The sequence below is a fragment of the Morganella morganii H1r genome (assembly GCF_000633515.1).
Classification (GTDB): Bacteria; Pseudomonadota; Gammaproteobacteria; order Enterobacterales; family Enterobacteriaceae; genus Morganella; species Morganella morganii_B.
The window spans coordinates 123,124-136,450 of record NZ_AYMP01000004.1; the positions used below are offsets into that span (position 1 = coordinate 123,124).

The window sequence follows — 13,327 nt, forward strand, 5'->3', positions numbered from 1 at the left end:
CAATCCTATTACATATATTTACACTGATCTTACCTTGCCGTAATATGTGCGGACTGATGAAACGACAAGAGTACTTGAGTACCTTTGTTTTTGGGGTCGTTGGATGAGACTTATGAACTACAAAAAGAGTATTGGGATAATCTCGCTGCTCGCATCTGCGCTTTTGCTGGGCGGATGCGATATGGCGCTGATGAACCCGAAAGGCACTATCGGTGCTGAGCAAAAAACACTGATTTTAACCGCCATTGGTCTGATGCTCATTGTGGTTATTCCGGTCATTATCATGGCAATCGTATTTGCCCTGCGTTACCGGGAAACCAGAAAAGCAACTTACCGTCCTGACTGGGCGCATTCCAATAAAATCGAGCTGGTCGTCTGGACGGTTCCGATTATTATCATTCTGATCCTGGGTACCATTACATGGAAAACCACCCATGAGCTGGATCCGTACAAGCCGCTGGTCAGTGACCAGGAGCCTGTCACCATCCAGGTTATCTCAATGGACTGGAAATGGTTATTTATCTATCCGGATCAGGGCATTGCCACAGTGAATGAAATCGCATTCCCTGTCGGTGTTCCTGTCAATTTCAAAATCACCTCTGATTCTGTGATGAACTCGTTTTTCATCCCGCAGTTAGGCGGCCAGATTTATGCAATGGCAGGTATGCAGACCAAACTGCATCTGATTGCGGAAGAACCGGGCGTGTACAAAGGCATTTCTGCCAGTTACAGCGGCCATGGTTTCTCTGACATGAAATTTACCGCCACCGCCACCCCGACACGCGAAGCCTTCGATGAATGGGTTGCGAAGGTGAAAGCCTCACCGGATACCCTGACCACCACCGAAGCGTTTGACGCACTGGCAAAACCGAGTGTCAACAACCCGGTTGTCTATTTCTCCGCAGTCAAACCAAACCTGTATGTTGAGACCATTAACAAATTCGGTCACAGCGGTCACGGTGCAGGGAAGACACACGAAGGCGAAAGCCATTCAATGATGAACATGAGCACAGATGAACACAGTAGTCATATGCCTGCAGCTCATGCCGGGAATGAGGGGTAAAGCATGTTCGGAAAATTAACACTGGATGCCATCCCCCTGCATGAACCTATCGTTGTTATTACGGTACTGGGTATCATTCTGGGTGGTGCTGCACTTGTCGGTCTTATTACCTACTTCCGCAAATGGACGTGGTTATGGACCGAATGGTTGACCACTGTTGACCATAAAAAAATCGGTATTATGTACATCATCGTTTCGATGGTGATGCTTATCCGTGGTTTTGCTGACGCCATTATGATGCGCGCCCAGCAGGCTCTTTCGTCTGCCGGTGAAGCCGGATTCCTGCCGCCTGAACACTACGACCAGATCTTTACCGCCCACGGCGTTATCATGATCTTCTTCGTCGCGACACCGTTTGTTGTCGGTCTGATGAACCTGGTTGTGCCATTACAGATCGGCGCCCGTGACGTTGCCTTCCCGTTCCTGAACTCCCTGAGCTTCTGGTTCTTTGTGGTCGGCGTGATGCTGGTGAATATCTCTCTGGGTATCGGGGAATTTGCACAGACCGGCTGGCTGGCCTATCCGCCGCTGTCGGGACTGGAATATAACCCGGGCGTCGGGGTCGATTACTGGCTGTGGAGTCTCCAGATATCCGGTATCGGTACATTGCTGACCGGGGTGAACTTCTTCGCCACCGTTCTGCGTATGCGCGCACCGGGCATGTCGATGATGAAAATGCCGGTCTTTACCTGGGCGGCATTCTGTACCAACATCCTGATTATCGCCGCGTTCCCGATTCTGACTGTCACCTTAACCGGCCTGACATTAGACCGCTACCTGGGCACCCATTTCTTCACCAATGATATGGGCGGCAACATGATGATGTACATCAACCTGGTGTGGGCATGGGGCCACCCGGAAGTGTATATCCTGGTTCTGCCGGTCTTCGGGGTCTTCTCTGAAGTCACTGCGACATTCTCGAAAAAACGCCTGTTCGGCTATACCTCACTGGTATGGGCAACTATCGCGATTACCGTACTGTCCTTTATCGTCTGGCTGCACCACTTCTTTACCATGGGCTCCGGCGCGAACGTCAACGCCTTCTTCGGTATCGCCACGATGATCATCTCCATTCCGACCGGGGTGAAGATATTCAACTGGCTGTTTACCATGTATCAGGGGCGTATCGAGTTCAAAACCCCGATGCTCTGGACGGTCGGCTTTATTATCACCTTCTCCGTCGGTGGTATGACCGGGGTTCTGCTGGCCGTGCCGGGCGCAAACTTTGTCCTGCATAACAGCCTGTTCCTGATTGCACACTTCCATAACGTCATCATCGGCGGTGTGGTCTTCGGTTGCTTCGCCGGTACCGCTTACTGGTTCCCGAAAGCGTTCGGTTTCACCCTGAACGAAAAATGGGGTGTCCGTGCATTCTGGTGCTGGTTCATCGGTTTCTTTGTTGCCTTTATGCCGGTTTACGTGCTGGGCTTCATGGGAATGACCCGCCGTATCAGCCAGAACATTGACCCGACTTTCCACACCATGCTGTTAATCGCAGCGGTCGGCGTGGCGATTATCGGTGTCGGTATTCTGTGCCAGATTATTCAGTTCTACGTCAGTATCCGTGACCGCGACCAGAACCGCGACCTTACCGGGGATCCGTGGGGCGGCCGCACACTGGAGTGGGCAACCTCTTCGCCACCGCCGTTCTACAACTTTGCTGAAGTACCGGATGTTCAGTCCCGTGATGAGTGGTGGGATATGAAAGAAAAAGGTACTGCGCATAAACGCCCTGCAAAATATGAAGAAATTCATATGCCGAAAAACACGGCTGCAGGTGTGATTATCGCCGGTTTCAGCCTGATCTTTGGTTTCGCCATGATCTGGCATATCTGGTGGCTTGCGATTGTCGGTTTCGCCGGCATGATCGTCACCTGGATTGCGAAAAGCTTCGACGAAGATGTGGATTACTATGTTCCTGTGGCTGAAGTCGAGAAAATCGAAAACGCCCACTACGAACAACTGAGCAAGGCAGGTGTGGATAATGTCAACTAATACCCTGACTCAACATAATAACGCCCATGATGATCATGGGCATCACGATGCAGGTGCGACCAAGGTCTTCGGATTCTGGGTCTACCTGATGAGTGACCTGATTCTGTTTGCGAGTCTGTTCGCCATTTATGTGGTGCTGAAAGACGGCACCGCCGGCGGCCCGACCGGCAAAGAGATCTTTAACTTACAGTTTGTTCTGGTGGAAACCTTCCTGCTGTTATTCAGCAGTATCACCTACGGCTTTGCCATGCTGGCAATGAACCGCAATCAGGTGGGTCAGGTTAATCTGTGGTTATTTGTTACTTTCCTGTTCGGCCTCGGCTTCGTGGCAATGGAAATCTATGAATTCCATGAATTAATCAGCGAAAACTACGGCCCTGACCGCAGCGGCTTCCTGTCCGGTTTCTTCACCCTGGTGGCAACACACGGTCTTCACGTCACAGCCGGTCTTATCTGGATCATCATCATGATCATCCAGACCAGCCGCCGCGGCCTGACCGAAGTGAATAAAACCCGCCTGAACTGCTTAAGCCTGTTCTGGCACTTCCTGGACGTGGTCTGGATTTGTGTGTTCACCGTTGTTTATCTGTTGGGGGCACTGTAATGAGTCATTCAAATACAGCCGGTACCGGGGCAAGCCACGGTAGTGTGAAAACCTATCTGATCGGCTTTATATTATCGGTCATTCTGACAGTCATCCCGTTTTATATGGTGATTGAGGGAACCGCCTCAACATCTGTACTGCTGGCGACTGTTGTGATTACCGCTGTTGTTCAGATTCTTGTTCACCTGGTGTGCTTCCTGCACATGAATACCGCGTCTGAAGAGCGCTGGAACCTGATTGCGTTCCTGTTCACGCTCCTCATTATCGGTATCGTGGTTGTGGGTTCACTGTGGATTATGTACAACCTGAACATCAATATGATGGTTGATTAAGAGTTGCCGATATGATGAAGCAATACCTGCAAGTGACCAAGCCGGGAATTATTTTCGGAAATTTAATTTCTGTGGTCGGGGGATTCCTGCTCGCCTCCAAAGGTGACATTGATTACCCCCTGTTCATTGCGACATTGCTCGGTGTCTCGCTGGTCGTGGCCTCCGGTTGTGTTTTTAACAATTACATCGACCGCGACATCGACTCCGTCATGGAACGCACGAAAAACCGCCCTCTGGTAAGAGGGCTTATTGACCCGAAAATCAGTCTGGTTTATGCCTCTGTGCTGGGTATTGCCGGCATGGTGCTGCTGTTAGTGGCCGCCAATGTGGTGGCAATGCTGATTGCTGTTGTCGGCTTTGTGGTTTATGTCGGGGTTTACAGCCTGTACATGAAACGCAAATCGGTCTACGGCACACTGGTCGGCAGCCTGTCCGGTGCCGCACCGCCGGTTATCGGTTACTGCGCAGTGACAGGCCAGTTTGATACCGGCGCACTGATCCTGCTGCTAATCTTCAGTTTATGGCAGATGCCGCACTCCTATGCGATTGCCATCTTCCGTTTCAAAGATTACCAGGCGGCCAATATCCCTGTACTGCCGGTGATTAAAGGTATTTCTGTGGCGAAAAACCACATTATCCTGTACATCATTGCCTTTATGTTTGCCACACTGATGCTCGCCATCAGCGGGTATGCGGGATATAAGTACCTGATTGTCGCTGCGGCAGTCAGTGTCTGGTGGCTGGGTATGGCATTATCGGGCTATAAAACAACAAATGATCGCGTCTGGGCGCGTAAGTTGTTCGTGTTCTCCATTGTCGCTATCACGTCACTCAGTGTGATGATGTCTGTTGACCCAAGCGTCTCCGGTGATGTTCTGCTGGCCTACAGTCGTTAACACACACTTTCTGTAATAACAAAATGGCAGGGTTCCCCTGCCATTTTGTGTTTAGCAAAAACCACAAATCTCATTAGAATGTGGTGTCTGTTTTTTTGAGGTTATCCCATGAACGATAATAAAATGACCCCGCTTGAGCGTCGCGCGACCTGGGGGTTAGGCTCGGTATTTTCTCTGCGCATGCTCGGCATGTTCATGGTATTGCCTGTTATCACCACGTTCGGACTCGATTTTAAAGACGCCACCAGCACTCTGATCGGCTTTGCCATTGGCGTCTACGGCCTGACCCAGGCTATCTTCCAGATCCCCTTCGGTCTGCTTTCTGACAAAATCGGCCGCAAGCCGCTGATTGTCGGCGGGCTGATTATCTTTATGGCGGGCAGTATTGTTGCCGCACTCAGCCACTCCATCTACGGCGTGATTGCCGGACGGGCGCTCCAGGGCGCAGGGGCGATATCCGCTGCTGTCATGGCATTACTGTCCGATACCACCCGCGAACAAAACCGCACCAAAGCAATGGCCTTTATCGGTATCAGTATCGGGATCACCTTTGCCGTTGCCCTGGTACTCGGCCCGGTACTGGCGGATATCGTCGGCCTGTCCGGCCTGTTCTGGGGCATTGCCCTGCTCGCCTTCCTCGGGATCCTCGTCACCCTGTATGTGGTGCCGGACAACAAAGAGCATCGTCAGAACAGGGAAACCGCCGTGGTAAAAGGCGCAATTAAACAGGTGCTGATGGACAAGCAGCTCGCCCGGCTGAATTTCGGGATCCTCGCTCTGCACACCCTGCTGATGGCCACCTTTGTCGCCCTTCCTCTGGTGATGAGTGATGCCGGGCTGGCACGGGAATCTCACTGGAAAGCGTATCTGTACACCATGCTGATCGCCTTTGTGTCTGTGCTGCCGTTTATTATTTATGCGGAAAAATACCGTAAAATGAAGCAGGTTTTTGTCAGTTGCGTGATCATGATGGCGCTGGCAGAAGTCTTGTTTCTGCTGGCAGGCAAAAACCTGTGGCTGCTTTACGGCGGATTACAGATTTTCTTTATCGCCTTCAATGTGATGGAGGCGATTTTACCGTCACTGATCAGTAAAGAAGCACCGGCAGGCTATAAAGGAACGGCGATGGGGATCTACTCCACCAGCCAGTTTATCGGCGTGGCACTGGGCGGCAGTCTCGGCGGCCTGCTCTACGGCATCCATGGTGCGGTGGCGGTTTTCGGCGGTGGCCTGATACTGACACTTCTCTGGCTGGCTGTCAGCCTGACACTGCGTCAGCCACCGTATGTCAGCAGTCTTCGGCTGGAATTACCGGAAAATGACGTGAATAATCCGGATATTGCCGCGAAGTTACGCGAACAACCGGGTGTGCGTGATGTGGTGATTATTGCGCAGGAACGGGCGGTATATGTGAAAACCGATACCAGACTGTCAAGCCGCAGACAACTCGAAGCGGTTTTACAGGGCTGAACAGGAACCGGCAACCATGCTGATGCAGGTTGCCGGATAACACTCAGTCGCGGAAGTTCTTGAACTGGAAAGGCTGGCCCAGTTTCCCTTCACGCACCAGTGCCATAACGGACTGTAAATCATCACGGGATTTGCCGGTCACACGGACTTCTTCTCCCTGGATTTGTGCCTGCACTTTCAGTTTGCTGTCTTTGATCAGCTTGACGATTTTTTTCGCCAGTGCTGTGTCGATCCCCTGTAACAGAGTTGCCTCAACACTGTACAACTTACCGCTGTGAACAATCTCATCCGGTACGGTCAGAGACGCGCCGTCGATTCCGCGTTTCGCCAGTTTTTCCCGCATAATATCAACCAGCTGATTGACCTGGAAATCAGATTCACTGGTCATTTTAACACTGTTATTTTTCTCATTGAGCTCAATCGTCGCGGTAATATTGCGGAAATCCCAGCGGCTGGTCACTTCACGCTGTGCGTTTTCCACGGCATTGCGCACTTCATGTAATTCAACTTCAGAAACAATATCAAATGATGGCATCGGAAAACCTCCCTATATTCAACTGACCGGCATAATACCGGGTTTATCAGACCAACAAAAGCACTATATTTCCCGCTATATTTACTAAGGTGCAAACGGCCAAAAAGTGGTACTATTCAGTGATATTGCTCACATCTTTTTCGCTGTCCGGAGTCCTTATGAAAATAACAGTACTGGGTTGCGGCGCAATCGGGAAACTCTGGCTCGCTGCACTGTCAGGCAATCATGAGGTGCAGGGATGGATGCGTATTCCCCAGCCCTACCTGAATGTGAATATTGACTCTCTGAACGGAGAGCCGTTTTACGGGCAATTTACCACAAACGATCCGGAATTCCTCGCACAAACCGAATTATTACTGGTTTGCCTGAAAGCCTGGCAAACCTCCGAAGCGGTTAATCAGCTGCTCCCGCAGATACCGGAATCCAGCCCGGTGTTACTGCTGCACAATGGTATGGGTGTGGCACGTGAATTATCCCGCTGCCCGAACCCGCTGCTGACCGGCATCACCTCTCACAGCGCATTTGAAGAAAATGGTCTGCTGCATCACAGCCGCCGGGGACTGACCCACATTGGTCCGGTGAATGAACGCGCCCGTCATTACGGTCATCTGGCGGATATTCTGCATGATGCCCTGCCGGACGTCGCCTGGCATGATGAAATTGATGCTGCCAGCTGGCAAAAACTCGCCGTGAACTGTGTCATTTCCCCGCTCACCGTTATCTATGACTGCAAAAACGGCGAACTGATGGCACATCTGCCGCAAATCCGCGTGCTGTGTGATGAAGTGGCGGAAGTGATGCTGCGTGAGGGGATCCACACTGACGGTGATGATATCTATGAATACATTCTTCATGTGATTGAAAAAACCGCTGATCACAGCTCCTCCATGCGCCGGGATATTCTTTACGGCCGTTATACCGAAATTGATTACATCACCGGCTATCTGCTGCAACGCGCCCGCTATCACGGGATCCTGCTGCCGGAACATATTCACGTTTACAGCCTCGTCAAACAAAAAGAGGAACAAAATGCCCCCTTCAGTTCTCATTTGTCTCGCTGACGGCTGCGAAGAAACCGAAACCGTCACCACTGCGGATCTGCTGGTTCGCGCCGGTGTGACGGTCACACTCGCCAGTGCCAATGATGACGGCAGTTGCCTGGTCACCGGTTCACGCGGGATCCGCATTATGGCCGATATCCCGCTGGTGCGGGTGGCGGATACCCCGTTTGATGCCATTGTGCTGCCGGGTGGCCTGAAAGGTGCGGAAAATCTGCGTGACAGCCCGCTGGTGATTGAAAAAATCCGCCGCATGCATTGTGACGGGCACATTGTTGCCGCTATCTGCGCGGCACCGTCTGTCATTCTGGTAGCCCATAATCTGTTTCCGCTCGGCAATATGACCGGCTATCCGGCGCTGGAAGATAAAATACCGGCAAAACAGCGGGTCAATCAGCGGGTCTATTTTGATGAGCGTGTTAATCTGCTGACCAGCCAGGGCCCGGCCACTGCCATCGATTTTGCACTGCGTCTGACAGAGCGCCTGTGCGGACAGGAAACAGCCGCGAAAGTCGCGGCGGAATTAGTGCTGCCACCGGGGATATGGGATTATCAGGACACCCCTTACCGCACCCCGGCAGATCACTGATAAAAACGCCCGGCTCTCTGTGATGCCGGGTATTTTCATATTTACTGTACTTGTGGTTCCGGCATCACCATCATCCAGACTTTGGGTTTCAGCGAGTAATGCCCCGCTTTCAGCGCTGCCCAGGCCGCCAGCTTCTCTTCTTCAGAGGCATACTGAATATCCTGATAATCACGCTCTTGCCAGACCTGTTTATCCGGCTGACCGCCTGTGACTTCAATGGTTTGCTGCCAGATCTGACAATAGAACGATAAATCAGAATAACCGCTGACACAGACCAGCGCATCATCCTGTCCGTCGCCGTCCGCATCCGCCATAAAGCCGAGACACTCCCCGTTCGCGGAGGATTCCGTACAGAACCAGCTGCGGGTAACATCCGGTTTTCCTTCCCACCAGGATTCCGGCAGCGGCGGGCTGCCCGGTACGGTGAGCATGACCTCCCGCAATGTCCGGCGGTTATCCTGATCATAAGAGGAGTATGTCAGTGCTTTGCGGTATTCCGGATTGTCATTCAGCACCGCGAGTACCGCTTCTCCACGCTGTCCGAGACGTTCCAGGGTATAGCGGATATCTGACGTCACTTTAATTCTGCCATTTTCAATACCTGCCAGAATACTGTTTGCCGTGATCTGTTTAAAATCGGCCAGCGGACTGCTGATCACCAGAATAACCGCCATCAGCGTCAGTAATCCGGCTTTGTTGACCGGCCCGAGCAGTACCGCCCACCTGCTGCGTTTCCATAACAGGACCGCACTGTAGGCCAGTACAACCACTGCCAGAAACAACGCGATACTGAATCCGTATAAGCGATCCATACTCCAGCTGTATTGATTAACCCGCACCAGAATGCCGTAAACCGATGACAGTGAGAAAATATTCAGCAGCAGCACACCAGCCAGCACCACGCCGTTGAGCCAGGAGCGGAAGCGCGGGACACACGCATTACCGTAAACCAGATTCAGCAGAATGATGTTCAAAGCAACAAACCAAATCATGGTGAATGAACCCAGCCCGCTGACGCGGACGCCGGTGACCACGGATAACAATAATCCGCCGGCAGCAATGACACCAATAACGGTCAGCAGCGGCAACAGCACCCGCGCCACATACCCGGCGATTTTTCCGGTACTGAAAGAAAAGGCGGACTGAATAAACACCAGACTGATATTAAAACCGAGACAAAAACTCATCCAGTAATACAGTGAGTCATCCAGCCAGTCACTGAGAAACGTCAGATTCACAATCCGGAACAGATAAACCGCCAGAAACAGCACCCCCATCACCAGCAGGCCGATAAGCCCTGCCAGCGCACCCAGCACGGTGTTTCTGACATACTGTTCCGTCAGCAGTGCATAATCCGGGTTCCACGAACCTGAGGACTGCCGCTGCTGCAACCACGGCAGGATCAGCCAGAACAGCAGTACCAGCAGCGGGATCAGCGAAGAAAGTTCCCGGGTGTGACCCGCCGTTGCCTCACTCAGATACCAGAAATTCATCCAGACACAGAGAATAACTGTCAGCAGCAGCCCGGCCCAGAGTGCCGCTGAGGAAAACCGGCTAATCAGATAACTGAATACCGACGGCACAAACAGCGCCAGCAGCATCGGCAGCCAGACCAGCGACCCCGGTATCTGCCATGAACTGCGGATAAGGTAATCGGATGTTGCATTCAGTGTGAGCCCCTGAAGGAGCGCCACCACAATAACAATAAAATAGATAAAACGGCTTGCCGGTGCCTGAACTGCACTGTTTTTCATGCTGAAACCCCGTCAGTAATGGATGTTGCTGCCGGACAGCATAGAGTCTGAACAGGCACAACGGTATCCCTTACACTCTGAAAAAAGACAATAAAAAACCCCGGCTCCTCAGAGACGGGGTTCAGAAATAAATGACAGCGGTGACTCAGGGACGGTACACCTTCACATTGGTATAGCCCTGCTCTGCCAGATAAAGCGCCTGCAGACGGCTCATCACTCCGCGATCGCAATAGAGCAGCCAGGTGGTCTCCGCCGGTAAATCACCGAACTGAGTGCTGAGTTTGTAGAACGGCAGTGTGCGCACTTCCGCTCCCTCAATTTTCAGCGGATGCGCTTCCTGTTCATCCGGCGAACGGATATCCAGCACCACATCGGTGGCAGACAGTTCAGACACCATCTCCACTTCCGTGACCTGCTGCTCACTCTGCTGCGCGATCACACGGATATCCATGTTCTGCGCGTTGAGCACCACATCATCCAGAATCGCAAAGTCGAATTTCTCTTCTTCGGCTTCGATTTTCTCTTTCACCGCTTTCACGGTCGGGTTTTTCGAGATCACGCCGCAGAATTCAGGCATGGTACGGGCAAAATCTTCAGTACCGATCTGACGGGCGAGATTGATTATGGTTTCTTTGTCGTGTGAGATCAGCGGACGCAGTACCAGGGTGTCTGTTGCGTTGTCGATCATGCGCAGGTTGGTCAGCGTCTGGCTGGAGACCTGTCCCAGCGCCTCACCGGTCACAATCGCCTGCACGCCGTAGCGTTCCGCGACACGGGATGCCGCACGGACCATCATCCGCTTGAGCACCACCCCCATCTGGCCGTCATCCACTTTTTCCAGGATTTCCGCCACCACCGGCTCAAAGTTCACCGCCACAAAACGGACTTTGTGCGAGCTGCCGAAGCGGTTCCACAGGTAATGCGCCACCTGTTTCACACCGATTTCATGTGCCGCACCGCCTAAATTAAAGAAGCAGTAATGAACACGGCAACCACGGCGCATCAGCATATAACTGGAGACACCGGAATCGAACCCGCCGGAGATCAGAGACAGCACATCTTCCTGAGTCCCGATCGGGAAACCGCCGATCCCTTCCAGACGGCGTACCACGAGGATCAGTTTGTCATCTTCCACTTCCAGATTAACCGTGACATCCGGATGCGTCAGTTTCACCTTCGCGGACGGAATATGCTGGTTCAGGCCGCCGCCGACATAGCGCTCCAGCTCAATAGAGCTGAACGGGTGCTTACCACGGCGCTTGGCACGGACACAGAAGGTTTTGTTTTCCAGTGATGCGGCATACATTTCGAAAGTCTGCTCATAGATATTATGCAGATCGGTAAATGCGCGCTCTTCCACCTGTAAAATATGGTGGATACCGGGAATGCGGGTCAGGCGGTCAGCCACACCTTCGCCAAGCTCTTCTTTTTTCACGCGGACTTCAAGATAGTCCCAGTGACGGACAACGGCCACGTCTTCGGCCAGATCTTTAAGCACATTGCGGATATTACTGGTCAGAATTTTAATAAAGCGCAGGCGGACACTCTGGCTTTTGATGGTAATTTCAGGAAATAATTTAATGATAAACTTCATAACGGTTTACTGGCTATCGGCTTGATTTGCAAAGGACGGAGCAGCCGGCGTCAGGCAGCGGCAATCCCCGTTGATGAAATTGAAAGGCGGCAGTATATCACCATATCTCGATCTGCCCCGTAAAAATCGTAAATGAAAGGCACAATTTTCACTGAAAAGTGTAAACTAGGAATTATTTGCGACATAAATGTAACATCAGTGAAAAACAGACCATGACCAAAAAAACATCCGCAACGAAAACCGATGCACTGAGCTTTGAAGCATCACTCGATGCCCTTGAAGGGATCGTCACCCGTCTGGAAGCGGGTAACCTGCCGCTGGAAGAAGCCCTGGCCGAGTTTGAACGCGGTATCGCACTGACCCGCACCAGCCAGAAAACCCTGATGGCAGCCGAACAGCGGGTTCAGATCCTGCTTAATGATGATGAAAACGCACCGCTGAGCGATTTTACACCTGAAAACGACTGACCGCCCGGATCCGGCGGTTCCTGTGTGAACGAGAATGACCATGCCAGAACAAACTCCCGAAACATTCCGCAACCAACTGACACAGGCCAGAGCGCGTGTTGATCACGTTCTTGATGAGATCCTGACCACACTGCCGTTTGCCGCCACCGACATGGGTAAAGCCATGCATTACGGTGCCCTGCTCGGCGGAAAACGTCTGCGCCCGTTCCTGGTGTACGCCACCGGAGAGATGTTTGGTGTGGCGGCTGAAAACCTGGATGCCCCGGCGGCAGCCATTGAGTGCATTCATGCCTATTCCCTGATCCATGACGATTTACCGGCCATGGATGACGACACACTGCGCCGCGGCAAACCAACCTGCCACGTCGCCTTTGGTGAAGCCAATGCGATTCTGGCGGGGGATGCCCTGCAAACCCAGGCATTTGCCATTCTTGCCGCCCGGCCGATGCCGGATGTCCGCCCGCAGGACCGTCTGGCGATGATCGCCGAACTGGCGGATGCCGCCGGTCTTGGCGGAATGTGCGGCGGCCAGGCGCTTGATCTGGCAGCGGAAGGAAAAAACATCGGTATTCATGCGCTGGAACAAATACACAACCATAAGACCGGTGCTTTAATCCGTGCTTCCGTCCGCATGGGCGCGATGAGTGCCGGTGAAGCAGGTTACGCCGTATTACCGGCTCTCGACACATACGCACAGGCGATCGGCCTGGCGTTTCAGGTACAGGATGACATTCTGGATGTTATCGGTCATACGGATGTGATCGGAAAAAGCCAGGGCAGTGACGCCGCTCACGGAAAGAGCACCTATCCGGCGCTGCTCGGGCTGAAAGCGGCTCAGGATAAAGCACAGGCGCTTTATCAGGAATCACTGGCTGCGCTTTCACAGCTTGAAGAACATCATTACAACACAGCAACCCTGCGTGAACTTGCTAATTTTGTGATTGAACGTAACAACTAATCCGTCCGGCAC

13 protein-coding genes are annotated in these 13,327 nt (G+C 52.4%); 10 read left to right on the forward strand and 3 right to left on the reverse strand.

Going from position 1 to position 13,327, the window contains the following annotated elements:
* The first annotated feature begins 103 nt into the window (after positions 1-103).
* The 6 genes from cyoA (at position 104) to U868_RS0101525 (ending at position 6,360) form a co-directional block, all read left to right on the forward strand.
* A complete protein-coding gene (cyoA, locus tag U868_RS0101500; RefSeq protein ID WP_025151749.1) occupies positions 104-1,063 on the forward strand; it encodes a cytochrome o ubiquinol oxidase subunit II in 960 nt (319 codons plus the stop codon).
* A gap of 3 nt (positions 1,064-1,066) precedes the next feature.
* Positions 1,067-3,058 carry a cytochrome o ubiquinol oxidase subunit I gene (cyoB, locus tag U868_RS0101505; RefSeq protein WP_025151750.1) on the forward strand — a complete coding sequence of 664 codons (1,992 nt, stop codon included), beginning with the start codon at positions 1,067-1,069 and terminating at the stop codon, positions 3,056-3,058.
* Positions 3,048-3,662, forward strand: a complete 615-nt coding sequence (locus U868_RS0101510; protein WP_025151751.1) for a cytochrome o ubiquinol oxidase subunit III — start codon at positions 3,048-3,050, stop codon at positions 3,660-3,662. Before cyoB ends, U868_RS0101510 begins: the two co-directional genes overlap by 11 nt.
* Entirely contained in the window at positions 3,662-3,994 is a 333-nt protein-coding gene (locus U868_RS0101515) for a cytochrome o ubiquinol oxidase subunit IV (RefSeq protein ID WP_004236445.1), read from the forward strand. Before U868_RS0101510 ends, U868_RS0101515 begins: the two co-directional genes overlap by 1 nt.
* 11 nt (positions 3,995-4,005) lie before the next feature.
* Positions 4,006-4,890, forward strand: coding sequence for a heme o synthase (cyoE, locus tag U868_RS0101520; RefSeq protein ID WP_025151752.1), 885 nt, complete (start codon positions 4,006-4,008; stop codon positions 4,888-4,890).
* 108 nt (positions 4,891-4,998) lie between these two features.
* Entirely contained in the window at positions 4,999-6,360 is a 1,362-nt protein-coding gene (locus tag U868_RS0101525) for an MFS transporter (RefSeq protein ID WP_025151753.1), read from the forward strand.
* Positions 6,361-6,403: 43 nt separating this feature from the next.
* Here U868_RS0101525 and U868_RS0101530 read toward each other — a convergent pair whose 3' ends face one another.
* A complete protein-coding gene (locus U868_RS0101530; RefSeq protein WP_025151754.1) occupies positions 6,404-6,895 on the reverse strand; it encodes a YajQ family cyclic di-GMP-binding protein in 492 nt (163 codons plus the stop codon).
* Between the two features lie 158 nt (positions 6,896-7,053).
* Here U868_RS0101530 and panE point away from each other — a divergent pair, with 158 nt between their 5' ends.
* Positions 7,054-7,956, forward strand: coding sequence for a 2-dehydropantoate 2-reductase (gene panE, locus U868_RS0101535; RefSeq protein WP_025151755.1), 903 nt, complete (start codon positions 7,054-7,056; stop codon positions 7,954-7,956).
* Positions 7,925-8,542, forward strand: coding sequence for a protein deglycase YajL (yajL, locus tag U868_RS0101540; protein ID WP_025151756.1), 618 nt, complete (start codon positions 7,925-7,927; stop codon positions 8,540-8,542). The genes panE and yajL overlap by 32 nt, the downstream gene beginning before the upstream one ends.
* A 41-nt stretch (positions 8,543-8,583) precedes the next feature.
* Here yajL and U868_RS0101545 read toward each other — a convergent pair whose 3' ends face one another.
* Positions 8,584-10,296, reverse strand: coding sequence for a DUF7057 domain-containing protein (locus U868_RS0101545; protein WP_025151757.1), 1,713 nt, complete (start codon positions 10,294-10,296; stop codon positions 8,584-8,586).
* Positions 10,297-10,441: 145 nt separating this feature from the next.
* A complete protein-coding gene (gene thiI / locus U868_RS0101550) occupies positions 10,442-11,890 on the reverse strand; it encodes a tRNA uracil 4-sulfurtransferase ThiI (protein WP_025151758.1) in 1,449 nt (482 codons plus the stop codon).
* A gap of 212 nt (positions 11,891-12,102) precedes the next feature.
* Here thiI and xseB point away from each other — a divergent pair, with 212 nt between their 5' ends.
* Together xseB and ispA are read left to right on the forward strand one after the other, a co-directional pair.
* Positions 12,103-12,357: an exodeoxyribonuclease VII small subunit gene (gene xseB, locus U868_RS0101555; protein ID WP_004236437.1), complete on the forward strand. Its 255-nt coding sequence runs from the start codon at positions 12,103-12,105 to the stop codon at positions 12,355-12,357.
* A 34-nt stretch (positions 12,358-12,391) separates the two neighbouring features.
* Positions 12,392-13,315 carry a (2E,6E)-farnesyl diphosphate synthase gene (gene ispA / locus U868_RS0101560; RefSeq protein WP_071997681.1) on the forward strand — a complete coding sequence of 308 codons (924 nt, stop codon included), beginning with the start codon at positions 12,392-12,394 and terminating at the stop codon, positions 13,313-13,315.
* Positions 13,316-13,327 lie beyond the last annotated feature (12 nt).